25 protein-coding genes are annotated in these 26,062 nt (G+C 61.7%); 15 read left to right on the top strand and 10 right to left on the bottom strand.

Annotated features, from left to right (window positions below; all coding sequences use genetic code 11):
* Positions 1–75: 75 nt before the first annotated feature.
* The 3 genes from mepS to BS626_RS04850 form a co-directional block, all read right to left on the bottom strand.
* Positions 76–648, bottom strand: a complete 573-nt coding sequence (gene mepS, locus BS626_RS04860; RefSeq protein WP_075181270.1) for a bifunctional murein DD-endopeptidase/murein LD-carboxypeptidase — start codon at positions 646–648, stop codon at positions 76–78.
* A 471-nt stretch (positions 649–1,119) separates the two neighbouring features.
* Positions 1,120–1,824, bottom strand: coding sequence for a phosphatase PAP2 family protein (locus tag BS626_RS04855; RefSeq protein WP_075181269.1), 705 nt, complete (start codon positions 1,822–1,824; stop codon positions 1,120–1,122).
* 33 nt (positions 1,825–1,857) lie between these two features.
* On the bottom strand, positions 1,858–2,847 hold the full coding sequence (locus BS626_RS04850; protein WP_075181268.1) for a GTP-binding protein: 990 nt from the start codon (positions 2,845–2,847) through the stop codon (positions 1,858–1,860).
* Positions 2,848–2,951: 104 nt separating this feature from the next.
* Between BS626_RS04850 and BS626_RS04845 the strand changes: the two genes are divergently transcribed.
* On the top strand, positions 2,952–3,269 hold the full coding sequence (locus BS626_RS04845) for a hypothetical protein (RefSeq protein WP_075181267.1): 318 nt from the start codon (positions 2,952–2,954) through the stop codon (positions 3,267–3,269).
* A 40-nt stretch (positions 3,270–3,309) separates the two neighbouring features.
* On the opposite strand, the gene yeiP is transcribed toward BS626_RS04845, so the two are convergent.
* Positions 3,310–3,882: an elongation factor P-like protein YeiP gene (gene yeiP / locus BS626_RS04840; protein WP_075181266.1), complete on the bottom strand. Its 573-nt coding sequence runs from the start codon at positions 3,880–3,882 to the stop codon at positions 3,310–3,312.
* Positions 3,883–4,003: 121 nt separating this feature from the next.
* Between yeiP and BS626_RS04835 the strand changes: the two genes are divergently transcribed.
* Complete coding sequence (locus tag BS626_RS04835; RefSeq protein WP_075181265.1) at positions 4,004–4,258, top strand: YkgJ family cysteine cluster protein; 255 nt, start codon at positions 4,004–4,006, stop codon at positions 4,256–4,258.
* Between the two features lie 11 nt (positions 4,259–4,269).
* Here BS626_RS04835 and BS626_RS04830 read toward each other — a convergent pair whose 3' ends face one another.
* Positions 4,270–5,472 (bottom strand): MFS transporter, encoded by a 1,203-nt coding sequence (locus tag BS626_RS04830; RefSeq protein ID WP_075181264.1) that lies wholly within the window; start codon positions 5,470–5,472, stop codon positions 4,270–4,272.
* Positions 5,473–5,854: 382 nt separating this feature from the next.
* Here BS626_RS04830 and fruB point away from each other — a divergent pair, with 382 nt between their 5' ends.
* The 4 genes from fruB (at position 5,855) to BS626_RS04810 (ending at position 10,682) form a co-directional block, all read left to right on the top strand.
* Positions 5,855–6,988 (top strand): fused PTS fructose transporter subunit IIA/HPr protein, encoded by a 1,134-nt coding sequence (gene fruB / locus BS626_RS04825; protein ID WP_075181263.1) that lies wholly within the window; start codon positions 5,855–5,857, stop codon positions 6,986–6,988.
* On the top strand, positions 6,985–7,923 hold the full coding sequence (gene fruK / locus BS626_RS04820) for a 1-phosphofructokinase (protein WP_075181262.1): 939 nt from the start codon (positions 6,985–6,987) through the stop codon (positions 7,921–7,923). Before fruB ends, fruK begins: the two co-directional genes overlap by 4 nt.
* A 16-nt stretch (positions 7,924–7,939) precedes the next feature.
* Positions 7,940–9,640 (top strand): PTS fructose transporter subunit IIBC, encoded by a 1,701-nt coding sequence (gene fruA, locus BS626_RS04815; RefSeq protein ID WP_075181261.1) that lies wholly within the window; start codon positions 7,940–7,942, stop codon positions 9,638–9,640.
* A 124-nt stretch (positions 9,641–9,764) separates the two neighbouring features.
* Positions 9,765–10,682: a DMT family transporter gene (locus BS626_RS04810; RefSeq protein WP_075181260.1), complete on the top strand. Its 918-nt coding sequence runs from the start codon at positions 9,765–9,767 to the stop codon at positions 10,680–10,682.
* Positions 10,683–10,686: 4 nt separating this feature from the next.
* On the opposite strand, the gene nfo is transcribed toward BS626_RS04810, so the two are convergent.
* Together nfo and BS626_RS04800 are read right to left on the bottom strand one after the other, a co-directional pair.
* Positions 10,687–11,532 carry a deoxyribonuclease IV gene (nfo, locus tag BS626_RS04805; RefSeq protein WP_075181259.1) on the bottom strand — a complete coding sequence of 282 codons (846 nt, stop codon included), beginning with the start codon at positions 11,530–11,532 and terminating at the stop codon, positions 10,687–10,689.
* A 67-nt stretch (positions 11,533–11,599) separates the two neighbouring features.
* Positions 11,600–12,658, bottom strand: a complete 1,059-nt coding sequence (locus tag BS626_RS04800) for a YeiH family putative sulfate export transporter (RefSeq protein WP_075181258.1) — start codon at positions 12,656–12,658, stop codon at positions 11,600–11,602.
* A 115-nt stretch (positions 12,659–12,773) separates the two neighbouring features.
* On the opposite strand from BS626_RS04800, the gene BS626_RS04795 reads away from it, so the two are divergent.
* The 7 genes from BS626_RS04795 (at position 12,774) to cirA (ending at position 20,923) form a co-directional block, all read left to right on the top strand.
* Positions 12,774–13,130 (top strand): YkvA family protein, encoded by a 357-nt coding sequence (locus tag BS626_RS04795; protein ID WP_075181257.1) that lies wholly within the window; start codon positions 12,774–12,776, stop codon positions 13,128–13,130.
* An 18-nt stretch (positions 13,131–13,148) separates the two neighbouring features.
* Positions 13,149–14,018 carry a DNA-binding transcriptional regulator YeiE gene (gene yieE / locus BS626_RS04790; RefSeq protein ID WP_075181256.1) on the top strand — a complete coding sequence of 290 codons (870 nt, stop codon included), beginning with the start codon at positions 13,149–13,151 and terminating at the stop codon, positions 14,016–14,018.
* A gap of 116 nt (positions 14,019–14,134) precedes the next feature.
* Positions 14,135–15,601, top strand: coding sequence for an amino acid permease (locus BS626_RS04785; RefSeq protein WP_075181255.1), 1,467 nt, complete (start codon positions 14,135–14,137; stop codon positions 15,599–15,601).
* A gap of 163 nt (positions 15,602–15,764) precedes the next feature.
* Entirely contained in the window at positions 15,765–16,913 is a 1,149-nt protein-coding gene (locus tag BS626_RS04780; RefSeq protein ID WP_075181254.1) for an ABC transporter substrate-binding protein, read from the top strand.
* Complete coding sequence (locus BS626_RS04775) at positions 16,910–17,989, top strand: iron ABC transporter permease (RefSeq protein ID WP_075181253.1); 1,080 nt, start codon at positions 16,910–16,912, stop codon at positions 17,987–17,989. Before BS626_RS04780 ends, BS626_RS04775 begins: the two co-directional genes overlap by 4 nt.
* Positions 17,989–18,771 (top strand): ABC transporter ATP-binding protein, encoded by a 783-nt coding sequence (locus BS626_RS04770; RefSeq protein WP_075181252.1) that lies wholly within the window; start codon positions 17,989–17,991, stop codon positions 18,769–18,771. The genes BS626_RS04775 and BS626_RS04770 overlap by 1 nt, the downstream gene beginning before the upstream one ends.
* Positions 18,772–18,964: 193 nt before the next feature.
* Positions 18,965–20,923: a catecholate siderophore receptor CirA gene (gene cirA, locus BS626_RS04765; protein ID WP_075181251.1), complete on the top strand. Its 1,959-nt coding sequence runs from the start codon at positions 18,965–18,967 to the stop codon at positions 20,921–20,923.
* Positions 20,924–20,962: 39 nt separating this feature from the next.
* On the opposite strand, the gene fghA is transcribed toward cirA, so the two are convergent.
* From fghA to BS626_RS04750, 3 genes are read right to left on the bottom strand one after another with little or no spacing between them, the layout of a single operon-like run.
* Positions 20,963–21,802, bottom strand: coding sequence for an S-formylglutathione hydrolase (gene fghA / locus BS626_RS04760; RefSeq protein ID WP_075181250.1), 840 nt, complete (start codon positions 21,800–21,802; stop codon positions 20,963–20,965).
* A complete protein-coding gene (locus tag BS626_RS04755) occupies positions 21,799–22,941 on the bottom strand; it encodes an S-(hydroxymethyl)glutathione dehydrogenase/class III alcohol dehydrogenase (protein ID WP_075181249.1) in 1,143 nt (380 codons plus the stop codon). Before BS626_RS04755 ends, fghA begins: the two co-directional genes overlap by 4 nt.
* Before the next feature lie 50 nt (positions 22,942–22,991).
* Positions 22,992–23,858, bottom strand: a complete 867-nt coding sequence (locus BS626_RS04750; protein WP_075181248.1) for a LysR family transcriptional regulator — start codon at positions 23,856–23,858, stop codon at positions 22,992–22,994.
* A 223-nt stretch (positions 23,859–24,081) separates the two neighbouring features.
* Here BS626_RS04750 and folE point away from each other — a divergent pair, with 223 nt between their 5' ends.
* Both folE and yeiB read left to right on the top strand, forming a co-directional pair.
* The gene (gene folE / locus BS626_RS04745) at positions 24,082–24,747 is read left to right on the top strand and encodes a GTP cyclohydrolase I FolE (RefSeq protein WP_075181247.1); all 666 of its coding nucleotides are present in this window, start codon (positions 24,082–24,084) and stop codon (positions 24,745–24,747) included.
* A gap of 45 nt (positions 24,748–24,792) precedes the next feature.
* Positions 24,793–25,932: a DUF418 domain-containing protein YeiB gene (yeiB, locus tag BS626_RS04740; protein WP_075181246.1), complete on the top strand. Its 1,140-nt coding sequence runs from the start codon at positions 24,793–24,795 to the stop codon at positions 25,930–25,932.
* Positions 25,933–26,062: the final 130 nt, after the last annotated feature.

The raw sequence follows: 26,062 nt of genomic DNA, 5'->3' as shown, positions 1-26,062 counted from the left end.
GACCAACGGACAAAAAAAAACGCTGCCGCGGCAGCGTTTTTTTGACTCTCGTAGTGCGGACCCCAGGGAAAAGGGTTAGCTTTGCGTGCGGCTCAGAACGCGACGCGCTTCGCGATAGCGATTTTTCCAGTAGCTTTCGTTCAGATTAGAAATCATCACGCCGCTGCTGGTTGAGGCATGGACAAAGTTATCATTGCCGAGGTAAATGCCCACGTGGCGACCGGTCGAACCGGCGCGAAACAGAACCAGATCGCCGGGACGCAGCTTACTGCGCTGAATACTGCGGCCGCTGTCCTGCTGCTCTGACGTTGAACGCGGTAGATCAAGACCAAACTGCTCACGGAAGGTGTTCTGCACAAAAGCGGAGCAGTCGATGCCGCGCTTGGTGGTGCCACCAAGGCGATAGCGAACGCCTTTCCAGTCCGCGTACTGCTCCATTAAACGGGATTTAATATCCACGTTTTGTACCATCTGTTCAAATTCATCCTGAGACGCTTGAAGTAAAAAACCATTCTGGTGGTTTACTGCATGGGTCTCAGTGTGCGCTTCGCGGTTGCCGGTGGTGCTACAGGCCGAAAGCAGTGTCGCCAGGGCGACGGCGGGGAGTGCCCGCAGGATGTATCTCAGTATTGGTTGAGACCTGACCATGTTGTTTGTTATCCCTTGAGGTCCTTAACGACGCTGTCGTTATGATTGAGCAAAACGCAATGAGAGTAATGGCACACCTGACGGGAAACAATTTTTTAATTGCTAAATTGTGTGAATGCGCACGGTAATCTGGCAATTAATGGTAATTGTTGGCCTGAAACAGGGGCTGGAAACGAGGTTACCGGATTCGCTGGCGCTTGGGTAGGGTTTTTTTCTGCTTTTTTATTGCTTTTTTTGATGTGAATCAGCGGGGTATCACGACGGGATGGCTGCGGGTTCGCGACGGGCGATTCAGCGGGCACGGGGCAGGCACGGGAGCGTCGCAATCGGCGGCGGTCGGCATGCTGCCGTTATTGCTCACCGGGCCATCGTATTTTTTTCTTGATGGGCTATTGATAAGCTGCCTAATTATTTTGCCGTCGTTACCTGAAATACCCCATAAAAAAGCCGACCCTCAGGTCGGCGTTGGATTCAGTCTGGTTTATACGGACCGGGCAGGGCGCGATTGAGCCCGTCAATGACCCGATCGCTGGCCGGCGTTAATAGCCACCAGCTGTTACCAATGAGCACGACCGACAGCGAGCCGACGGCAATATCGGTAAACCAGTGGGCACCAATCATCACGCGCGGCAGGGCAAAGCACACGGCAATCACCAGCGCAATGGCAAATGCCCGACCGCCAAAATAGCGCCACATAAAGCAGGCGAAGATCAGCAGCATCATACCGTGATCGCCGGGGAAACTGTTGGCCGAGGCGTCTTTTGCTTTGATGCCGGTGAGGTCGGCCACCCGATGCACGTTCTCAAAGGTCAGCGTCGGGCTGGGGTGGCTAACCGGAAGCAGATGCGCCAGCTGGTTCAGGACCACGGCGGTCAGCAGCATCACGAAGCCTATCACCAGCATGCGGCGGCGCCCCTGCGGGGTCTCTTTGCGCCAAAAGCTGTAGTAGAGCGCTCCCATTGCCACCAGCGAGATGCTGTCAAAAGCGCGATAGTTGGTGATCGCCACCAGCCACAGCAGCGCTTTATTGGTCACAATGTGGTGGTTAAACCAGAAAAAGATGCCGGAGTCGATGGTGAACCAGAAGCCGTGCCTGGCGGGCAGATACCAGGAAAGGAACAGGGCCAGGCCCAACGCATTACAAAAGAGGATCAGTGGCAGTCGTGTGCGCGTCATAATCTATCCAGCAAAAAAAAATAACGGCGTAGTCTACGCCAGGTGAGTTAAACGAAGTTTCAACAGCTCCGCCTGCAGGCGGTTCCACGGCGCCTCGCCGTGATGAATCAGCGCGATACGGCTCTCTTCCGCTGCCGCCTGACGGAGTTCCACGTTCAGGTCGTCGCCCTGGCGATTGACCATCAGCATCCCTTCCGGCGTGCGCAGTACGCCTTTAGCCCGACCGACCGGAGCCGCGCGGATCCATGCCAGCACGGCGGCGCGATCAAACAGGGTATCCGGTTCAAAGATCCAACCGCAGGAGACGTAGCCCTGTCCTTCGCTGCGGGCGCGACGCCAGGGCTGCTGTGCACCCAGCTGCAGGGCGCGCAGCACCGAGGGCAGGCCATCCGGCGGCGCGTGATGGTGCACCGGGGTTGGCAGCGGCCGCTGCCGGCGCCGCGGCTGCATCAGCAGTTGCGCATCGATCGCGCCGTGCGCAGTTTCCACCAGCAGGCGGCCCTCGCCGGCGTGCTGATACCAGTGCGCCAGCGCCCGGCGTGCGGCCGCATCGGCGCAATCCTGCTTATTGGCAATCAGGATATCGGCGCAGGCCAGCTGATCGCGAAAGTTTTCATTGTTCACCGTCCGCGGATCGCTCAGCTGGCGGGCATCCAGCACGCAGAGTGCGGCCTGGGGCGTCAGCCAGGGGCGATAGCTCTCCGCGTTTAGCATCGCCAGAATCTGTTTAGGATGCCCCAGGCCGCTCGGCTCGATCAGCAAGCGATCGAGACGGTGCTGTTTTAGCAGCATATTCAGCCCTACCTGCATGGGCAGGCCGTTCACGCAGCACATGCAGCCGCCTGGGATCTCTTTCAGCACCGCCCCCTGTTCTGCCAGCAGTGCGCCATCAATACCCACCTCACCGAACTCATTAACCAGCACCCCCCAGCGCGCTCCGGCAGGCTTGTGGGCCAGCAGGTGGCGCAGCGTGGTGGTCTTACCGCTGCCAAGAAAACCGGTCACCAGGTTGACGTAGGTCATCGTCTATTCCGCGATAACTGAAATGATTGAACTAAAGTGTAAGAGTAATCCGTCGATAAGTAACGCATCGATTACATCCGTAAGATTTGCTCAGTGAGGTTCAGATGAAGGCATATTTCCCGGCGATGTTGGGGGTGCTTCTTACCTCATGGACGACCTTCAGCGCCGCAGAGCACCGTGCGGCCCCCGCGGCATCCGGCACCATTACTTTTGTCGGCACCGTGGTGGAATCCCCCTGCGAGTTTCAGTCACGGCAACAGCAGCTGATTTCCACCTGCTATCACCAGGGCACACCGGTCAGCAAAACGCTGCTGCTCGATGCGCGCACGGCCCAGACCCTTCCGCTGTCGATTGGCGATGCCCGCCTGCGCTGGCTGGATGCGCAGCAGCGCCTCGGCGTCCTTACCGTCAACTACCGCTGACGCGTGGACCGGGCAGGACATCACCGGCCCGCCTTGGGAATTACTCGGCGCGGCCCATGTAGCGGCGCTCCGGCACGTGAATACGAATACGGTCGCCGCTGCTCAGGTATTCCGGTACTTGAATGACCAGCCCGGTGCTCATGCCCGCCGGCTTGGTTCGCGCGCTGGCCGACGCGCCCTTGATTCCGGGGGCGGTATCGACAATCTCCATATCCACGGTTTGCGGCAGTTCCAGCGCCAGCACCTGTCCCTCCATGGTCAGCACCTGCATACCTGGAATACCGCCTTCAGGAATAAACAGCAGTTCCTCTTCAATCTGCGCCGCTTTAAAGCTGTAAGGGGTATAATCTTCCTCATCCATAAAGACGTACTCATCGCCGTCAAGGTAAGAGAACGTCACTGCCCGACGGCTCAACTGGACCGTCTCGAGCAGATCATCGCCTTTAAAACGCTCTTCTACCTTCATCCCGGTGCGCACGTCGGTAAAGCGCATTTTGTACAGCGTGGCCGCTCCGCGAGCACTCGGGCTCTGAATGTCAATATCTTTAACCATCAATAACTTACCGTTATAACTGATGGCCATACCCTTCTTAATCTCGTTCGCTTTTGGCATGCGTATTTCCCCTCGCGGCAACCGTGTGGCGACACGTTACTCGTCCGTGAAAATTGTGGCAAGCAGAAGAGATAAAATGCTGTTAGCCTGTGTGCCAGTTTCTCTCATTCGGGGGCATCCAATGGAATGCCGCAGCGGGTGCGGTGCCTGTTGCACCGCACCGTCAATCTCTTCCGCCATACCGGGCATGCCACAGGGCAAGCCGGCCAATACCCGTTGCGTTCAGCTGGGCGACGACAGCCGCTGCCTGCTGTTTGGGCATCCGTCGCGTCCGGCGGTCTGCGCCAGCCTGCAACCTTCGGCTGAGATGTGCGGTGCGCACCGCGAGCAGGCCATGGTCTGGCTGCTGCAGCTTGAGCAGCTCACGGCACCCTGAGGCGCCCGCCCTCAGGAAAGCGCAGAAGGAGAGGGCGGCGACGGTTCTTTTAGCCGCCACAGGAAAAACAGGGTGGCCACGCTCATCGCCAGCGCCAGCCAGAAGGTGGCGTGATAGCCCCCTACTTCGGCGACGCTGCCGGCCAGCGAGCCGGACACCACCCAACCCAGCCGGCTGGTATTGCTAAACAGCGTCGTAGCGGCCCCGGCCTGACCCGGCATGAAGTCCTGAAAATAGATCATACCAATCCCGGCCAGAATGCCGATAAATACCGCATTGAGCAGCTGCAGCAGCAGCAGCGGCAAAACCGTATCGGTAAGCAGCATCCCGGCGTAGAACAGGATCCCGCTGGCCACCGCCGTGCGCATCAGTCGCCGCAGACCCACCCGGGCGGCCAGCGCGCCGGCGATCAGCATCACCGGAATTTCCAGCCCGGCCGCGAGGCCAATCATCAGGCCGGCCAGCTTCTCCGGCAGCTGCAGCTGCTGGGTTACGTACAGCGGCATCACAATCAGGTAGAGGCCGTTACAGGACCACATCAGCACGCAGCTGATAAACAGACGCAGCACGGCGCGGCGCTGATGGCGCGGGGCCTGCAGCGGCGGCGTGGAGGGCAGCGGCGTTTTCGGCATTGACGGCAGGCCGGCGGCGACCAGCAGCGCGCAGAGCAAAAAAGTGACCGCCGCCAGCAGGTAGAGGGCGGTGAAGCCGAAACGCATGGCGATCGCAAACGCCAGCGGTGGGCCAATGACCCACGCCAGCGAGATCTGCGCGCGCAGCACTGAGCTGAACATCACGTTGCCGCGGCCGCGGCCGTCCGCGTGTTCGCGCGCGAGGGCAAACAGCTGCGGCGTGGCGGCGCTGCCGAGGCTGGCGAGCAGCACGCCCGGCAGCAGGAGCACCAGATAGTCGCGGTTAAAGGCGAACAGCAGACTGGCCAGCATCGCCAGCAGCAGACAGAAAAAGATCAGGCGCTTGCGATCGCCGCGGCGATCCGAACCGCGCGCCAGCAGCTGGCTCACGGCAATACCCATCAGCGCATTAACGGTAAAAAACAGGCCGACCAGCAGCGGGCGCACCTGCACCTCGCTGCTGAGAAACAGGCTGAGGGTGGGGATTTGTAGCGAGCCGGCGACGCCGGAAAAAAAGGCGACCAGCAGAAAGGCCAGCGAGGGGCGATCGAGGCGGCGCCATTGCGCCAGCGGCAGAGACATGGTTATCCGGGATGCGTAAAAAGAGGGCAGTGTACGCCGGATAGCGCTGGCCTGGCAGCCACCCGCGCGGCAAAGGGCCGGTTACGAGGTGAAAAACGCACTTTTTATCCTCTCTCAGGGCCCGTATCGCATCAGCGCCTGCGTCTTTCCGCCGCGTCAGCGCGTTCAGCTTAGCGGCGGAAAAATCGCCGTTCTGGCGACGCAAGTGTGCGTGAGGTCAAAGATTTGTGATGCCAGACCGGACAAAACTTGTCAGATTGACGGTGAGTCAGTCACAATACTTGAAACGTTTCAGCGTTCTCCTGACAGGCGGCACGCCGCGCATCGCGCGAGCGCATGCGCGATCACGCTGAAACGATTCATATCAGCGGAGAGGAGAATTATGTTCCAGCTTGATCTCAATGCTATTCACCTGAATAGTCAGGCCAGCGATAAGACGTCGGCCATCCGTGAGGTGGCCGCGGCGCTGACCGCCGCCGGCAACGTTGCCGAAGGGTACGTCAACGGCATGCTCGCCCGCGAGCAGCAAACCTCCACCTATCTGGGCAATGGTATTGCCATTCCCCACGGTACCACCGATACCCGTGACCTGGTGCTGAACACCGGGGTTCAGGTGTTTCAGTTCCCGCAGGGCGTTGCCTGGGGCGAAGACCAAACCGCTTACGTGGTGATCGGCATTGCCGCGAAATCGGACGAACACCTCGCGCTGCTGCGTCAGCTGACCCACGTGCTGAGCGATGACGGCGTGGCCGAACAGCTCAAGACCACCTCCTCTGCCGACACGCTGCGCAGCCTGCTGATGGGCGAAAAGCAGGCTGCCGAACTGCAGTTTGACGCGTCACTGATCACCGTGGATGTGCCGGCCAGCGATCTGCTGACTCTGCAGGCGATTAACGCCGGCCGCCTGCAGCAGGCGGGCGCGGTGGATGGTCAGTTCGTCAGCAGCGTAGTGGGCCAGCCTCCTCTCAATCTGGGGCAGGGCGTTTGGCTGAGCGATAGCGCCAACGGCAATCTTGGCAACGCCGTGGCGGTCAGCCGCGCCGCGGTGCCCTTCACCGTGGACGGCGAGCAGGCCGCCCTGCTGATAACCGTCGCGATGATCGATTCTCAGCCGGAGAGCGTCCTGAACTACCTCAGCGGGTTGCTGATGACCAGCCAGGCCAAACGCCTGCTTAGCGCCGATGCCTCCGGGGTGCTGGCGCTGTTGACCAGCGAAGTGGCCGAGTCCGCTGACGTGCTGACTGCCGAATACACTATCCGCAATGAGCACGGCCTGCACGCCCGCCCGGGCACCGCGCTGGTGACGGTGATTAAACAATTCCAGAGTGAAATCACTGTCACCAACCTCGATGGTAGCGGTAAGCCGGCCAACGGCCGCAGCCTGATGAAAGTGGTGGCGCTGGGGGTGAAAAAAGGCCACCGGCTGCGTTTCACCGCCAGCGGCAGTGATGCGCAGCAGGCGCTGGATGCCATCGGTGAGGCCATTAATGCCGGCCTCGGTGAGGGGGCAGCATGAGCAGACGCGTCGCCACCATCACCCTGAACCCGGCTTACGATCTGGTGGGCTATACCCCGGACATTGAGCGCGGCGAAGTGAATCTGGTGAAAACCACCGGCCTGCACGCCGCGGGCAAGGGAATTAATGTGGCGAAGGTGCTGAAAGATCTCGGCATTGACGTCACCGTCGGCGGCTTTCTTGGCCGCGATAACCAGGAGGGGTTTCAGCAGCTGTTCAGCGAGCTGGGCATCGCTAACCGCTTTCAGGTCGTGCCGGGACGCACCCGGATTAACGTCAAGCTGACAGAGAAAGATGGCGAAGTGACCGACCTGAATTTCTCCGGTTTTCAGGTTAGCGAGCAGGAGTGGGAGCGCTTCAGCGCCGACTCTCTCAGCTGGCTGGGGCAGTTTGATATGGTCTGCGTCAGCGGCAGTCTGCCGAGCGGCGTGGCGCCGGAGGCCTTCACCGCGTGGATGACCCAGCTGCGTAGCCAGTGCCCGTGCATCATTTTCGACAGCAGCCGCGAGGCGCTGGTCGCCGGATTAAAAGCTGCGCCCTGGCTGGTGAAGCCTAACCGGCGCGAACTGGAAATCTGGGCTGGCCATCCGCTGCCGACGCTGGAGGCGGTGATTGCCGCGGCGCATCAACTGCGCGAGCAGGGTATCGCGCACGTGGTGATCTCCCTCGGTGCCGAAGGAGCCCTGTGGGTCAATGCCTCCGGTGAGTGGCTGGCGAAACCCCCGGCCTGTGAGGTTGTCAGTACCGTAGGCGCCGGTGATTCCATGGTCGGTGGACTGATTTACGGTCTGCTGATGCGTGAATCCAGTGAGCATACGCTACGCCTGGCCACCGCCGTGGCCGCGCTGGCGGTCAGCCAGAGCAATGTTGGCGTAACCGATCGTACTCAGTTGGCCGCGATGATGGCGCGCGTCGACCTGAAACCCGTTCATTAACAGCAGGAGAGGTAGAATGAAAACGCTGCTGATCGTTGATTCGTCGCTCGGGCCGGCAACCCAGGCCCTGGCGCTTACCCAGCTGCGCGCCGCCGCAGCCCAGGCGGGCATCACCGTTACCGACAGCGTCGCCGACGCCGAGCGGGTAGCGGTAGCCGGACAGCATATTCCGGCGGAGCTGAGCGGTAAAACGCTGTGGCAGGGCGAGATAGCCCTTGCGCTGCGGGAACCGCACCGCTTCCTCGAACAGGCACAGGCGCAGGCTGCGCTCTGGACCGCCCCGGCCGCCAGCGCGGTCCCGGCGGCCCCGGCCGCGACCGGTGCCAAACGTATTGTTGCGGTCACCGCCTGCCCGACCGGCGTGGCCCATACGTTTATGGCCGCTGAGGCGATTGAAACCGAAGCGAAAAAACGCGGCTGGTGGGTAAAAGTTGAAACCCGCGGATCGGTGGGCGCCGGTAACGCCATCACGGCGGAAGAGATCGCCGCGGCCGACCTGGTGATCGTGGCGGCGGATATCGAAGTTGATCTGGCGAAGTTTGCCGGGAAGCCGATGTACCGTACTTCTACCGGTCTGGCGCTGAAGAAGACCGCGCAGGAGCTGGATAAGGCGGTTGCCGACGCCAGACCCTGGCAGCCGGAGAGCCGCAGCGCATCCAGCAGCGACACCGCCAGCGAAAGCAAGCAGGGCGGCGCCGGCGCCTATCGTCACCTGCTGACCGGGGTCTCCTACATGCTGCCGATGGTGGTCGCCGGTGGTCTGACCATTGCGCTCTCCTTTGCCTTCGGCATTGAAGCGTTTAAAGAGAAGGGCACGCTGGCCGCCGCGCTGATGCAGATCGGTGGCGGTAGCGCCTTTGCGCTGATGGTGCCGGTGCTGGCAGGCTTTATCGCCTTCTCGATTGCTGACCGTCCGGGCCTGACGCCGGGCCTGATCGGCGGGATGCTGGCGACCAGCATTAACGCCGGCTTCCTCGGGGGCATCATCGCCGGCTTTATTGCCGGTTATGCGGCGAAGTTCCTCAGTAGTAAGGTGAAGCTGCCGCAGAGTATGGAGGCGCTGAAGCCTATCCTGATCATTCCGCTGGTGGCCAGCCTGATTACCGGCCTGCTGATGATTTACGTGGTGGGTACGCCGGTCGCGAAAATCATGGAAGGCCTGACCCACTGGCTGCAAAACATGGGCACAGCGAATGCGGTTCTGCTGGGGGCGATCCTCGGCGGCATGATGTGTACCGACATGGGCGGCCCGGTGAACAAAGTGGCCTATGCCTTCGGCGTGGGGCTGCTCAGCTCACAAACCTATGCCCCGATGGCGGCGATCATGGCGGCCGGTATGGTGCCTCCGCTGGCAATGGGACTGGCAACGCTGGTGGCGCGGCGGAAGTTCAATAAGGGCCAGCAGGAAGGCGGAAAGGCCGCGCTGGTGCTGGGGCTGTGCTTTATTTCTGAAGGGGCGATTCCGTTCGCGGCGCGCGATCCGATGCGCGTACTGCCCTGCTGTATTGTCGGTGGTGCGCTGACTGGCGCCATTTCGATGCTGGTGGGGGCGAAGCTGATGGCGCCGCACGGCGGTCTCTTCGTGCTGCTGATCCCGGGCGCGATCACCCCGGTGCTCGGTTATCTGCTGGCGATTATCGCCGGTACGCTGGTGGCGGGTCTCGCCTATGCGGTACTGAAACGTCCGGAAACGGAGGCGGTAAAAGCCGCCGCCTAGCCCTTTAGGTTCGCAAGCAAAACACCGCCGACACGGCGGTGTTTTTTTTTGCCGCCGGGGTGGCAGATGCGGGGGAGCCAGTGGCATACTGCGCGCCTTTATGATGTGCTGGCAGGATGGTGTTATGCAGGTTCGACAGCCGTTGGATGCGCGCGCCACGGGAACCATGATCGCTCTGTGTCTGATTTGGGGCGTGCAGCAGGTGGCGATCAAAGGGGTGGCCGATCAGGTTTCACCGCTCTGGCAGGTGGCGATGCGCTCCGGGGTGGCGGCCGTTTGCGTCTGGCTGTTTATGCGCTGGCAGCGTGAGCCAATGCGGCTGGCGGACGGCATCTGGCGCGCCGGTCTGCTGGTTGGCGTGATGTTTGCCCTGGAGTTTTTACTGCTGGCGGAAGGGCTGCGGCTGACCAGCGCGTCGCACATGGCGGTGTTCCTCTATACCGCGCCGATTTTTGCCGCGCTGGGTCTGCAGCTGGCGCTGCCGGAAGAGCGGCTGGCGGCGCTACAGTGGGTCGGCGTGGCGCTGACGTTTAGCGGGGTGGCCGTGGCGTTCCTGCTTAAAGAGGGGAGTGCGGAAGCTCACCTGCGGGCGATGCTGATCGGCGATGCGCTCGGTCTTGCTGCCGGCTTCGTCTGGGGCGCCACCACCGTGGTGGTGCGCTGTAGCGTGCTGGCCACCGCGCCGGCCAGCCATACGCTGTTTTATCAGCTGGCCAGCGGCTTTGTGCTGCTTACGCTGGTCGCCGGGCTGACCGGCGACCGCCAGTTTGCACCGCAGGCCAGCGGCTGGCTCAGCATGGCGTTTCAGTCGCTGGTGGTCACTTTTGGCAGCTACCTGATTTGGTTTACGCTGCTGCGGCGCTACCTCGCCTCGCGGCTCGGCGTGCTGTCATTTCTGACCCCGGTATTTGGCGTGATGCTGGGCGCGTGGTGGCTGCACGAGCCGCTGCAGCCCGGTTTTATCGGCGGAGCACTGCTGATCCTGGCCGGGATTGTTATCGTTAGCGGCTACGGCTGGCTGGCGCAGCGCCGCCGCCGCTGAGGCGTCAGGCGGTCTGCTCGGCCTTCAGCCAGGCAATCTCATCTTTCCAGATATCCGGATTGACGGTTTCCAGAATCAGTGGGATACCGTCAAAACGCGGATCTTTCATCAGCCAGCTGAATGCCGTTTTACCGATGTTACCCTCACCGAGGCTGTGGTGGCGGTCAACGCGGCTGTTAAACGCACTTTTCGCATCATTCAGGTGCATCCCGCGCAGGAAGCGGAAACCAACCACCCGCTCAAACTCGGCGAAAGTGTGAACGCAGTCGGCTTCGGTGCGCAGATCGTAACCGCCGGCAAAGGCGTGGCAGGTATCAATGCAGACCCCAACGCGGGATTTATCCTCAACGCCTGCAATAATTCGTGCCAGGTGTTCAAAGCGAAAACCGAGGTTGCTCCCCTGGCCGGCGGTGTTTTCAATCACGGCGGTAACGCCCGCCGTGCGGTCCAGGGCAATATTGATTGATTCGGCGATGCGCTGCAGGCAGGTCTCTTCATCGATTTGCTGCAGATGGCTGCCGGGGTGAAAATTAAGCAGGGTGAGTCCCAGCTGTTCGCAGCGCTGCATTTCATCTATAAAAGCGTCGCGCGATTTTTCCAGCGCTTCGCTAACCGGGTGGCCAAGGTTAATCAGATAGCTGTCGTGCGGTAAAATCTGGCCCGGCTGATAGCCAAGGCGCTCGCAGGCGCTGCGGAAGGCGCGAATGGTGTCATCGGACAGCGGCGCGGCCCGCCACTGGCGCTGATTTTTGGTAAAAAGCGCAAAGGCGGTCGCCTCCAGCTCGTGGGCGCGAATCACCGCCTGATCGACCCCGCCGGATGCGCTGACGTGGGCACCGATATACTTCATGATTTCTCTCCTGTTGATGGGCTTTCGCAGAGCGCAGGATCCTCATCATACCCGAAACTGACCGCCCTCAGGGGAGGAAATGGTGAACCAGCAGGTTAATGGCACCACCGCCCATTATCAGCCAGATAAACAGCAGCAGCGCCAGCAGCAGCGGCCGGGTTCCGGCCCGCTTTAGCGCACTGACGTGCGTGGTCAGCCCCAGTGCCGCCATCGCCATGGCCAGCAGCAGCGTATCCAGGGCGTTGATCCGCGCAATCCAGGCGGCGGGCAGCAGGTGCAGGGAGTTAAACAGCGCCACGAGCACAAACAGCAGCGCAAACCACGGGAAGGTTATGCTGCTCGCCGGCGAACCGGCCTGCTGCGGCTGTCGCCGTAGCAGGGCGCCGAGAAACAGCAGAAACGGTGCCAGCATCATCACCCGCAGCATTTTGGCGATCACCGCGGCATTTTCCGCCGCCGGGCCGACCGCGTGGCCGGCGGCCACGACCTGGGCGACCTCGTGTACGGTTGAGCCGGTATAGACACCAAACTGGGTCTGGGTCACCGCGGGAAAAAGCTGTTGCGCCAGCGGCCACAGCAGGGGGTAAAGGAAGATGGCCAGGGTACCGAAAATGACCACGGTGGCCACCGCCACGGCCACTTTCGCCGCATCGGCTTTTACCACCGGTTCGGTCGCCAGCACCGCCGCCGCGCCGCAGATGCTGCTGCCGGCACCGATCAGCCAGCGGGTCTGACGATCGAGGCCAAACAGGTGCTTACCCAGCCAGCAGGCGGCAAAAAACGTGGAGCTGAGCGTCAGTACATCAATCACTACGCCGGCGACGCCGACATCGGCAATTTGCTGGAAGGTCAGACGAAAACCATACAGAATGATGCCGAGGCGCAGCAGTTTCTGTTTGGCAAGGTCAACGCCAGGCTGGCAAACCGGCGCCAGCGGCGGGTAGAGCGTATTACCCACGACCATGCCAAAAACAATCGCCAGCGTCAGGCCGCCGAGCCCCAGCCCGGCCGCGGCGGGGAGTTCCCCCAGGCGGGTGGCGAGGGCGGCAAGGGCCGCGGACAGCAGCAGGCCGGGAATCAGCCGCAGGGCAGGGTGAGCATGCAGGCGAAGCGTCAGGGCGTTCATCGGGTCTTCCATTAACGTGATGTGAGTAGGACACCATCATCCGTCGCGCTGGTTTAAAAGTGAAATTGATTATATCTTTATAATTAACCGGAATAACCACTAAAGGAGTCGCGGTATGCTGATCCGCCTGCATCGCTTTCGTCGCAATCTCGCGGCGATTTGGTTTGCCGTTCGCCACCCGGGTACCCCGCGCTGGATCAAGGGAGCGCTGCTGGCGATAGCCCTGTACGTCGTGAGTCCGGTCGATTTGATTCCCGACGTGATCCCGCTGGCCGGCTGGCTGGACGATGCGCTCCTCGTCCCCTTTGGTATCGGATTTTTACTTAAATTTGTCCCTGAGGAGGTGACCCGCGAGGCCACCGCCGCCAGTGCCCGCCCGGGCGACCCGACCGGGCGCGGGCTGAAGTGGCTGCTGCTCGGGCTGCTGCTGGTGTGGGGGCTGCTGATAGCCTGGGCGCTGCGGCAGCCGTAACGGGAAAAGAGGTACGTCATGCACATTACCCTGCGTCAGCTGGCGGTGTTCAGCGAAGTTTTCAAAGGCGGATCCACTACGCAGGCGGCGCAGCAGCTGGCGCTGTCGCAATCGGCGGTCAGCGCGGCGCTGGCCGATCTGGAGGGGCAGCTGGGGGTGCAGCTGTTTGACCGGGTCGGCAAACGTCTGGTGCTCAACGAGCACGGACGCCTGCTCTATCCGCGCGCGCTGGCGCTGCTGGAGCAGGCGCATGAGATAGAACAGCTGTTCCAGGAAGATAACGGTGCGCTGCGCATTGCTGCCAGTAGCACCATTGGCAACTATTTGCTACCGGGAATGATTGCCCGCTACCGCCGCGACTTCCCGCGGATGCCGGTTGAACTGAACGTAGGCAACAGCCAGGACGTGATCGCCGCCGTGGCGGAATTTCGCGCCGATATTGGGCTGATCGAAGGGCCTTGCCACCGTCCGGATCTGGTGACTGAGGCCTGGCTGCAGGATGAGCTGGTCGTGTTTGCCGCGCCGGACGCGCCGCTGCTGCGGCAGCCGGTTACGCTGCAGACGCTGGCATCGGCGGCGTGGATCCTCCGTGAGCAGGGGTCCGGTACGCGGGAGATCGTCGACTACCTGCTGCTGTCGCACCTGCCGCAGTTTGATCTGGCCATGGAGCTGGGCAACTCCGAGGCCATCAAGCACGCCGTACGTCACGGTATGGGGATCAGCTGTCTGTCGCGGCGAGTGGTGGCCGAACAGCTGGCGAACGGCTCGCTGGTAGAGGTGGCGCATCCGCTGCCGCCGCTGGTGCGTACGCTGTGGTTTATTCGTCACCGGCAAAAGCACTTATCCGGCGCGCTAACCCGCTTTCTCGACTACTGCCGCGAGGCGTAAACACTAATAATTGGCCGGCAGTTATAATGCTTACTTATAACCACGCGTTCTGGCTATACCTGACAGAGCGATTTGCTACAATCGCGCCTCATTTTTTCCACTGACAGTAGATAGCAATGGCTCAGGACACTACCCCCACACAACAGCCTGCGTTACGACGCGCGCTAAAAGCTCGCCATCTGACGATGATAGCCATTGGCGGATCGATCGGAACCGGGCTGTTTGTCGCCTCCGGGGCGACCATTTCTCAGGCGGGGCCGGGCGGCGCGCTGCTCTCCTATGCGCTGATTGGTCTGATGGTTTACTTCCTGATGACCAGCCTGGGCGAGCTGGCGGCCTTCATGCCGGTTTCCGGCTCGTTTTCCACCTACGGGGCGAAGTATGTCGAACCCGGATTTGGCTTCGCGCTCGGCTGGAACTACTGGTACAACTGGGCGGTGACCATCGCCGTGGACCTGGTGGCAGCGCAGCTGGTGATGAACTACTGGTTCCCGGATACCCCTGGCTGGATCTGGAGTGCGCTGTTTCTCGGCGTGATGTTTATGCTGAACGTCATTTCGGTGAAAGGCTTTGGCGAGGCGGAATACTGGTTCTCGCTTATCAAGGTGGTCACCGTGGTGCTGTTTATAGCCGTTGGTGTGGCGATGATTGTGGGTATCCTGCGCGGTGGCGAGCACGCCGGCTGGCATAACTGGACTATCGGCGATGCTCCCTTTGCCGGTGGTTTCTCGGCGATGATCGGTGTCGCAATGATTGTCGGCTTCTCCTTTCAGGGTACCGAGCTTATCGGTATCGCCGCCGGGGAGTCTGCCGATCCGGCAAAGAACATTCCGCGCGCGGTGCGCCAGGTGTTCTGGCGGATCCTGCTGTTCTACATTTTTGCCATCCTGATTATCAGCCTGATCATTCCGTACACCGATCCGAGCCTGCTGCGTAATGATGTCACCGACATCAGCGTCAGTCCGTTTACCCTGGTGTTCCAGCATGCCGGTCTGCTGTCGGCGGCGGCGGTGATGAATGCGGTCATCCTGACGGCGGTGTTGTCGGCCGGTAACTCCGGTATGTACGCCTCCACACGCATGCTGTGGACGCTGGCAAACGAGGGCAAAGCGCCGCGGATTTTTGCCAAGCTTTCCGCCGGCGGCGTGCCGCGTAATGCACTGTATGCCACCACCGTGGTGGCGGCGCTGTGCTTTCTGACCTCCATGTTCGGTAACCAGACCGTCTATCTCTGGCTGCTGAACACTTCCGGCATGACCGGCTTTATCGCCTGGCTGGGGATTGCCATTAGCCATTACCGCTTCCGTCGCGGCTATGTCAAGCAGGGGAATGATCTTGCCGATCTGCCGTATAAATCCGGCTTCTTCCCGCTGGGGCCCATCTTTGCCTTTGTGCTCTGCCTGATCATTACTCTTGGGCAAAACTATCAGGCGTTCCTGGAGGACCGCATCGACTGGTACGGCGTGACCGCCACCTATATCGGTATCCCGTTGTTCCTCGCCATCTGGCTGGGCTATAAATGGACGCAGCGTACCCGGTTTGTCCGCTATGACGACATGGATTTTCCGGTATTTAACGACTAAGAGTCCATCCTATCCCTCCGGGCCGACCTGCGTCGGCCCTTTTTTTCGCCAGTTGCTCGCCGAGCGGTAACAAATCATTGCAAACATGATTGATAACTATTCCCATTTAGATTAAGGTGTTGACCGGGCAATTTCGCCGCTTTATCTGAGACCGGGTCCAGGGATGAAGATCACTACGTTCAACATAAAAGCCTGTCTTTCCATCATTTTTCTGATGCTCTGCACCCTGCAGAGCGCGCGGGGCGACACGGTAACCGATATTGCCGGACGCGAGGTAACCGTGCCGTCACACGTCCAGCGCATTCTGCTGGGGGAAGGCCGCCTGTTCTATGCCGTGGCTCTGCTGGAGGGCCAGCAGCCGCTGGCGCGCATTGTTGGCTGGCAGGGGGATTTCCGCCGGCTGGATACGCAAACCTATGCCGCTTATCGGGCGAAGTTCCCCGCCATTGATGCTATTCCGCTGATCGGTAATACCACCGCCGACAGCATCAGTCCGGAAAAGGTGCTGACTCTGCGCCCGGATATCGCCATCTTCGGGCTGTCCGGCGGCCACGGTCCGGGGAAAGACAGCGAACTGGTTCAGCAGCTCGAGAGGGCCGGAGTGCCGGTGGTGTTCGTCGATTTTCGCGCGAATCCGCTGAAAAATACCCTGCCCAGCATGCGACTGTTGGGGAAAGTACTGCAGCGCGAAGCCGAAGCCGATAAGTACGTGCGCTTCTACCAGCAAAGCCTGGCGCGGATCACCGATTACACCGGCACCCTGACCCCGGCGCAGAAGCCGTCGGTGTTTATTGAACTGCGCGCCGCCGCGCTGCCGGAGTGCTGCGGCACGGCCGGCAAGGGCAACATGGGCGACTTTATCGATCTGGCGGGTGGCCGTAATCTGGCGCGCGATTTGCTGCCGGGGCCGCTGGGTACGGTGAATCTGGAGCAGGTCCTGAGCATGGATCCGGACGTGTACATTGCCAGCGGGGCGAAGGCGCCGCAGGCGCCGGGTCCGGGCGTGGCGCTGGGCGCCGCGGTCAATGCCGCCGACGCCCAGCGTAGCCTGGACACGGTACTGGCGCGCCCGGGCATTCGCGAGCTGCGTGCGGTGCGGGACGGAAACAGTTACGCAATCTGGCATAATTTTTACAATTCGCCGTATAACATTCTCGCCATTCAGGCCTTTGCCCGCTGGTTCCATCCGCAGGCCTTTGCCGATCTGGACATCAATGAGACCCAGGCCCGGCTGTACCGGGAATTTCTGGCCATCCCCCCCTCCGGGACCTGGTGGATCGCCGCCGCACAACCGAAGCAGGAAACGTTATGAGTTTGACCCCCGATGCCCTCCCGCGTGCGGCCACCTCGCGCGGCAGTGCCATGGACCATTATCGCCAGCTGCTGCGCCAGCGCCTGCTGTGGATAGCGGTGCTGCTGGTGGCCATTGCCGCCTCGCTGGTGATTGACTTTACCCTCGGTCCGTCGGGACTCTCGCTGTCAACCCTGGTACATACCCTGCTGCACCCCGATACGGTGGATGCCGGCACCCGGGTGATCGTCTGGGATATCCGCCTGCCTTACGCCCTGATGGCGGTGGTGGTCGGACTGGCGCTGGGCCTTGCCGGCGCGGAAATGCAAACCATTCTGAATAACCCGCTGGCCAGCCCCTTTACGCTGGGGGTCTCCTCGGCGGCGGCCTTCGGCGCCGCGCTGGCGATCATCCTCGGCATTGGCGTGCCCGGCGTGTCCGATCAGTGGTTTATCTCAATCAACGCCTTTGTCTTTGCGCTGTTTGCCGCGCTGATGCTGGATGCGGTCACCCGCTGGACGCGGGTCGCCTCTTCCGGTGTGGTGCTGTTTGGCATCGCGCTGGTGTTCACGTTTAACGCGCTGGTGTCGATGATGCAGTTTATTGCCAGCGAGGACACCCTGCAGGGGCTGGTGTTCTGGACGATGGGCAGCCTGGCGCGCGCCTCGTGGGAAAAACTGGGGGTATTGACGCTGGCGGTGGTACTGCTGCTGCCGCTCTCCCTGCGCAGCGCCTGGAAGCTTACCGCATTGCGCCTCGGCGAAGACCGGGCGGTCAGCTTCGGAATTGACGTTCGCCGTTTGCGCCTCGCGACGCTGCTGCGCATCAGTATTCTGTCGGCGCTGGCGGTAGCCTTCGTCGGTCCGATTGGCTTTATTGGTCTGGTCGCGCCGCACATTGCCCGGCTGATTTTTGGCGAAGATCACCGCTTTTACCTGCCTGCCAGTGCCCTGACCGGCGCGCTGGTGCTGTCTCTGGCATCGGTGGCGTCGAAAAACCTGATCCCGGGAATCATTATTCCGGTGGGCATCGTCACCTCGCTGGTCGGCGTTCCGTTCTTCCTGACGATTATCTTGCGCCATAAGGGGAATGTGTAATGCAGGGGCTGAATATTACGCATTTCTCTGCCGGCTACCCCAAGCGGCAGGTGATTACGGATCTTAACGTGCCGGCGTTGCCGCGTGGGAAAATTACCGTGCTGCTGGGGCCGAACGGCTGCGGCAAATCTACCCTGCTGCGCGCGCTGGCGGGCCTGAACCGCGCCCGCGGCGAGCTGTGGCTAAATGGCGAAGAGCTGATGGCGCAGCCGTTCAGCCGCCGGGCGGAGCAAGTGGTCTATCTGCCGCAAACCCTGCCGGCCGGCGTACACCTGCACGTGCTGGAGTCAATTATCGTTGCCCAGCGCGCGGCAGGCGGGCGCAGCCACGCGGGCAGCGAAGCGGAAGTGATGGCACTGCTGGAGCAGCTGGGCATCGCCCATCTGGCCCTGAGCTATCTCGATCAGCTCTCCGGCGGACAAAAACAGCTGGTGGGCCTGGCGCAATCACTGATTCGCCGTCCGGCGCTGCTGCTGCTGGATGAGCCGCTGAGCGCGCTCGATTTAAATTACCAGTTCCACGTGATGGATTTGGTGGCGCGGGAAACCCGCCGCCGCAATATCGTCACCGTGGTGGTGGTCCACGATATTAACATTGCCCTGCGCCACGGTGAGCACGTGCTGATGCTCCAGCAGGGCAAGCTGATTGCCGATGGTCCGCCGTCGCAGGTGATCACCCCTGACAGCCTCGCACGGGTATACGGTGTGCGCGGGCGCATTGAACACTGCTCGCAGGGCACCCCGCAGGTGCTGATTGACGGGCTGGTCGACGCGGTCAGCTAAGATCGTTTTTCGCAGAGGGGCGGCGCCAGATCGCCTCCTGCTTTTCCGCCCGGCCGCTGCGGCGGGGCGGTTTTCCCGGAAGCCATGTGAGTCAATACGCGTTATTTTTGCCGATCGTTGCACTGTGGCAGACGTTCACCCCGGCGTGACGTCCGCCCCGGTAGGCGCGGCTTATGACCTCATGGAGAAGAAGATGTTTCAGTATAACCCCGTGCTGCGCAGCCTGCTGTGCGCTTCAGCCTGTCTGCTGTCCCCCGCGCTGGCCGCCGCCGAGCGTGATGCCGCGGAAGATGACACCCTGGTGGTGACCGCCAGCGCTAACCAGATCAATTTACGCGATGCCCCGGCCACCATCAGCGTGATTACCGCCGAAGAGATAAAGCGTAAACCGGCGGAGAACCTGAAAGACGTGCTGCGCGACGTACCCGGCGTGCAGCTGACCAATGAAGGGGATAACCGCAAGGGCATCAGCCTGCGCGGGCTGGGCAGTGCCTATACGCTGATCCTGATCGACGGTAAGCGGGTTAGCTCGCAGAATGCGGTATTCCGCCACAACGATTTTGATCTTAACTGGATCCCGGCTGACGCCATTGAGCGGATCGAAGTGGTCCGCGGGCCAATGTCCTCACTGTACGGATCCGATGCGCTGGGCGGCGTAGTGAATATCATCACCCGCAAGGTGGGAAAAGCGTGGCACGGTACCCTCAGCGCCGACACCACCGTTCAGGCGCACCGCGATCGCGGCGACAGCGGAAACACTAACGCGTTTATTAGCGGCCCGCTGATTGCTGATCGACTGGGCGTGAAGCTGTTTGGTAGCCTCGGCAAGCGCGGAAAAGACGGGCAGCAGGCCACCGGCAGCGGCGAATCGCCGCGCATTGAGGGCTATACCCGCCGTGATGGCAACGTGGAATTTACCCTGACGCCGCGTGAGGGGGAGGAGATCACCGCCGGCTACGGTTTTGATCGTCAGGATCGCCACTCGGACTCGCTGGATAAAAACCGCGTTGAGCGTCACAACTATGCGCTGGGCTACACCGCGCACGGCGACCTGGCGGTGAGTGAGCTGCGTGTTTACGGTGATAAAATTGATAACCGCAATGCCCAGTCGATCACCGCGCGCAATAACAGCGTGGACGGCAAAGTTACCCTGCCGATCGGCGCACTCAACCAGATGCTGACCGTTGGCGGCGAGTGGCGACATAACGCCCTGAGCGATGCGGTTAACCTGGCAAAAACCGGTAAAACGTCCAGCCACCAGTATGCGCTGTTTGTTGAGGATGAGTGGCGCCTGCTGGAGTCGCTGGCGCTGACCGGCGGGGTGCGGATGGACGATCACCAAACCTACGGCGATCACTGGAGTCCGCGCGCCTATCTGGTGTGGAACGCCAGTGACGCGTGGACGGTTAAAGGCGGCTGGGCAACCGCGTTTAAGGCGCCCTCGCTGCTGCAGCTCAGCCCGGAATGGAGCAGTAACTCCTGTCGCGGCGCCTGTAAAGTGGTCGGCAGTCCGGATCTGAAACCGGAAACCAGCGAAAGCGTTGAGCTGGGGATCTATTACGCCGGTGAAGAGGGGCTGCTGTCGGGCGTCAGCGGCAGCGTCACGCTGTTTCAGAATGACATTGACGACATGATTGGCATCAACCGCACCGCCGATCGTCAGCAGGCGGCGTTGTACCCCAACTTCGTGGGTTATGACGGCAGCGGCAACCCGATTTTCCGCTACTATAACGTCAATAAAGCGCGGATCCGCGGCGTGGAGAATGAGGTGACCGTGCCGCTGGACGCGGCGTGGAAGCTGACGCTGAATTACACCTACAGCGACGGGCGCGATCGCAGTAACGGCGGCAATAAACCGCTGAGCGAACTGCCGCTGCACACGCTGAACAGCACGCTGGACTGGACGCCGGCGACCGACTGGACGCTGTACCTGCAGGCAAACTACGCCGGTCAGCGGCGGACGCTGAATAACGACGGCGCGACGCCGGGCGGCTATACCCTGTGGAATCTGGGCGGCAGTTGGCAGGCCAGCAAGGCCATAACGCTGCGCGGCGGGGTGTTAAACCTGACGGATAAAGACCTCAGCCGTGAGACTTACAGCTATACCGAAGACGGACGGCGCTACTTCCTGGCCATGGATTACCGCTTCTGAGTCGGGGCGGGCCGACGAGGTCGGCCCGCCTCCAGCGGGTTACGCCTGCAGGTGCCGGGCGTGAAAGCGCAGATGGTCTTCAATAAACGAGGCGATAAAGAAGTAGCTGTGATCGTAACCCGGCTGGATGCGCAGGGTCAGATCGCGCTGCTGCTCGCGGGCGATAGCCTCCAACCGCTCCGGCTGCAGCTGATCGGCGAGAAACTGATCGCTGTCGCCCTGGTCAATCAGCATCGGCGGCGCCTGCTGTGCGTGGCGCATCAGCCAGCAACTGTCATACTGCTGCCAGGCGTCGGTCCCCTCGCCAAGATAGGCGCGGAAGGCTTTCTGTCCCCAGGGCACCTCCATCGGATTGACGATCGGCGCGAACGCCGAAGCTGAACAAAAGCGCGTCGGATTGCGCAGCGCCAGCATTAGCGCACCGTGCCCGCCCATCGAATGTCCCATGATTGCCTGTCGCTGGCTGACGTTAAAATTGTCAGCAACCAGCTGAGGCAGCTCATCCACCAGATAATCGTACATGCGGAAGTGCTGCTGCCACGGCGCTTCGGTGGCGTTAAGGTAAAAGCCGGCGCCCTGACCGAGATCGTATCCCTCATCATCCGGCACCTCGCTGCCGCGCGGGCTGGTGTCCGGCATCAGCAGCACCACGCCCAGTTCGGCCGCGATCCGCTGTGCTCCCGCTTTGGTGGTGACGTTTTCATCGGTACAGGTCAGCCCGGAGAGAAACCATACCACCGGCGGCGGCGTGGTTTTGGGGGCGGGCAGAAAAATACCGAAGGTCATGTCGCAGCCGAGCGTGGCGGAACGGTGCCGCCAGCGCTGCTGCCAACCGCCAAACAGGCGGTGCTCTTCCAGTAATGCCGGGGCCGCCGTCATGCCTGCTCCTGTGCCTGTTCACCGAAGTGCACCACGGTACGGATCGATTTGCCTTCGTGCATCAGCTCAAAGGCTTCGTTGATCGCCTCCAGCGGCAAATTGTGGGTAATGAAGTCATTCAGCTGGAACTTGCCATCGAGGTAGTCCTGCACGATGCCCGGCAGCTGCGAGCGACCTTTGACGCCGCCAAAGGCCGACCCGCGCCAGACCCGTCCGGTGACCAGCTGGAACGGGCGGGTGGCAATCTCTTCGCCCGCGCCGGCGACGCCGATAATGACGGATTCGCCCCAGCCTTTATGGCAGCACTCCAGCGCGGAGCGCATCACATTGACGTTACCAATGCACTCAAAGGAGAAGTCGACGCCGCCGTCGGTCATCTCGACGATCACCTCCTGAATCGGCTTGTCATACTCTTTCGGATTAATCAGATCGGTGGCGCCGAGCTTCTTCGCCAGATCGAATTTGCTGGTGTTGATATCGATGGCGATGATGCGTCCGGCTTTGGCCATGGTGGCGCCGATGATGGCCGACAGCCCAATACCGCCAAGGCCAAAGATGGCGACGGTATCGCCCGGCTGGACCTTCGCCGTGTTAATCACTGCGCCCATGCCGGTGGTGACCCCGCAGCCGAGCAGGCACACTTCTTCCAGCGGCGCCGCTTTACTGATCTTGGCCAGCGAGATCTCCGGCACCACGGTATATTCCGCAAAGGTAGACGTGCCCATATAGTGGAAAATCGGCTGTCCGTCTTTAAAGAAGCGGGTAGTGCCGTCCGGCATCAGTCCTTTGCCCTGAGTGGCGCGGATCGCCTGGCAGAGGTTAGTTTTACCGGAGAGACAGAATTTACATTTGCCACACTCCGGGGTGTACAGCGGGATCACGTGATCGCCGACCGCCACGCTGGTGACGCCTTCGCCCACCGCTTCCACCACGCCGCCGCCTTCATGGCCGAGAATCGCCGGAAAGACGCCCTCCGGATCTTTACCCGACAGGGTGTACGCGTCGGTATGGCAAACGCCGGTGGCCACGATGCGCACCAAGACTTCGCCCTTCTGCGGCGGCATCAGATCCACTTCTTCGATTTTTAGCGGCTCGCCGGCGGCCCAGGCCACGGCCGCGCGGGTTTTGATCATCTCCATTTTTCTCTCCAGTTAACTTGCGGATGGGATAAGCGTAGTCGTCACACAGATTAGCATTCAACCTGGTCAATAATCAGGGTCTTCAGCGCGGCCACGTTCGGTGTGAAAGCGTCGCGTCGCCAGACCAGCAGAGTCTCACTGTCGCGCAGCGCCGGAGGCAGGGGATGGATCTGCACCCGATCGGCGCCGGCCATGCTCTCCAGCACCGCGCGCGGCAGCACGGCGATGCCGGCGCCGCAGGCGACGCAGGCCAGCAGACTGGCGTAGGAAGTTACCTCGCCTATCGCGGCGGGCTGGCACTGCGCTTCGCGAAACCAGCGCTCGCCGCGCAGCCGGCAGGCGCAGCCGGGGCCCAGGGCATAGAGGGTCACGCCGGCGGCGTCACGCGCGCTACGCAGCGGAGGCTGACCCAGCGCGGAGATCGCCACCAGCTGCTCGGTGAACACCGCACAGCCGTGCAGATCGTCGCCCTGCAGAGAACCCTCGACCAGCGCAGCGGCCAGAGTGCCTTCACGCACCTGCGCCAGCAGCTCGCCGGAGGTGGCGGTATGCAGCGTTAACGCCACCTGCGGGTAGCGCTGATGAAAGCGAGACAGCAGCGCCGGTAGCCGGCTGGCGGCGGTGCTTTCCATGCAGCCCAGCCGGAACGGCCCTGCGGGCGCGCCGCTCTGCGCCATGTGTCGCGCCTCCTGCGACAGGGCGAGGATCCGCTGCGCGTAGCCGAGAAAGTTGTGCCCCATTGGCGACAGGCGCAGGCGCTGCTTTTCACGGATAAACAGCGCGCAGCCCAGCTCCTGCTCCAGCTGGCGCAGGCGGGTCGTCAGATTTGAGGGGACGCGCTGCAGCAGCGCCGCGGCGCGGGCCAGTGAGCCGCTCTCGGCGACCGCGCAAAACATCCGCAGTTGAGTCAGATCCATAATGTTCTCAAATCGTCAGTAACTTTATGCAGGTTATTCACTTTACGTGAGTTTAGCCGCGGAGATGTCGGATAGCAATCGGCCGGCGCGGGGCGGGGCCGGCAACTTTTCCGCACGGACGGGGTGATTTACTGGCGTAATCGCGCAGAGTCATTCAGAATACCGTCCAGTTAAGTTGCCCGGTCACTGGCGATCGGGTTTTTTCACCTGCCGGAGAATAGACATGGCGACGCTGAGTCAGGAAGCCACACTTGTTCACGAGGCCCTGTTGGCCCGCGGACTGGAAACCCCGTTACGGACGCCCGCGCGTGAAATGGATGATGCTGCGCGTCAGGCGGAAATTGCCGCGCACATGACCGGGGTCATGCAGCTGCTGAACCTCGATTTGAGCGACGACAGCCTGGCCGAAACGCCAAACCGTATCGCGAAAATGTACGTGCAAGAAATTTTTTCCGGCCTGAATTACGCAAATTTTCCCAAAATTACCGTGATTGAGAACAAGATGAAGGTGGATGAGATGGTGACGGTGCGGGATATCACCCTGACCAGCACCTGCGAACACCACTTTGTGACCATTGACGGAAAAGCCACCGTGGCTTACATCCCGAAAGACAAGGTGATAGGCCTGTCAAAAATCAACCGCATCGTGCAGTTTTTTGCGCAGCGCCCGCAGGTGCAGGAGCGACTGACGCAGCAGGTGCTGGTGGCGCTGCAGACGCTGCTCGATACCCATAACGTGGCAGTATCGATTGATGCGGTCCACTACTGCGTCAAAGCACGCGGCGTGCAGGATGCAACCAGTGCAACCACCACCACCTCGCTGGGTGGACTGTTTAAATCCAGTCAGAATACGCGGCAGGAGTTTCTGCGCGCCGTCCGTCACGCCTGATTCGCGCCGCCGCCAGCGCTGGCGGCCGGCCTGCCGGGAGTTCCCATGCGCAATACCCGACTGGATGCGATCCGCGGCTTCGCGGTCATGGGCATTCTGCTGATGAACATCAGTGCTTTTGGCCTGCCGGCGGCGGCCTATCTCAATCCCGCCTGGCGCGGATTGCCGGGCCTGCGCGACGGCATCGTCTGGGGACTGCTGGATCTGTTTGCTCAGGTAAAATTTCTGTTCCTGTTTGCCATGCTGTTCGGCGTCGGCCTGCTGCTGCAGCTGCCGCGTGGTGGCCGCTGGATTCGGGTGCGTCTCGGCTGGCTGGCGCTGCTGGGGCTGATTCACAGCCTGTTCTTCTGGGATGGCGATATTCTGCTGGACTACGCGCTGGTAGGGCTGCTGCTGTGGCGGCTGATGGCGGCGCTCAGCGCAGAAGGACGACTGCTCAGCAGCGGCATTTTTCTCTGGTTGGTGGGGACGCTGGTGCTGGTGCCCTTTGGCCTGCTGGCCGGTGACATACCCGGACCCAGCTGGCTGCCGGGAGCGGCGGATTTGGAATATGAAGCCTACTGGAAGCTCAGCGGCGGGCTGGAAGCGCTGCGCAATCGTGCCGATCTGCTGCAGTCGAGCCTGCTGGCGCTGCTGGCCCAGTACGGCTGGCAGCTGGCCGGCGCGATGCTGATTGGCGCCGCGCTGTGGCAGTCCGGCTGGCTGCGCGGGCAGCGCCCGGCCGCCACCTACCGTCGGCACGCCTGGCGGCTAATGCTGGCCGGTGTGCTGATCCAGCTGCCGGGCCTGCTGCTGCAAGTCGGGTTACAGTGGCGCTGGCCGTGGACGCCATTCTGGCTGCAAATTCCGCGCGATCTCGGGGCGCCGCTAATGGCGCTGGGGTACGTGGCGCTGATTCACGCCGCCTGGGCTTACCTCGCGCGCGGCTGGCTGATGCAGGCCACGGCGCGGGTGGGGCGGATGGCGCTCAGTAACTATCTGCTGCAGACCCTGCTGTGCAGCGCGCTGTTTTGGCACGGGGCGCTATTTATGCACCTTGATCGCCTGGCGCTGCTGCTGCTGGTGCCGCTGATCTGGTGCGTGAACCTGTTGTTCTCGACGCTGTGGCTGCGTATCTGGTCGCAGGGCCCGCTGGAGGCTCTCTGGCGCTGGCTGACCCGCCGCTGCACCGCGCCGCCGGCCTGAGCGAGCTCGGGGAGACAATGACCTGGCTCACAAAGACGCATAAAGCACATGTAACCGTTTTCATCTCTGTGAGCTGATTCACGCTGCGCGGCCCGGCACGCTGCGAAAATGGCAGCGAACTGTCCTTTCC

The organism is Pantoea sp. 1.19, from assembly GCF_001922585.1.
Lineage (GTDB): Bacteria > Pseudomonadota > Gammaproteobacteria > Enterobacterales > Enterobacteriaceae > 1-19.
This window is presented reverse-complemented; position numbering and strand designations above follow the sequence as displayed.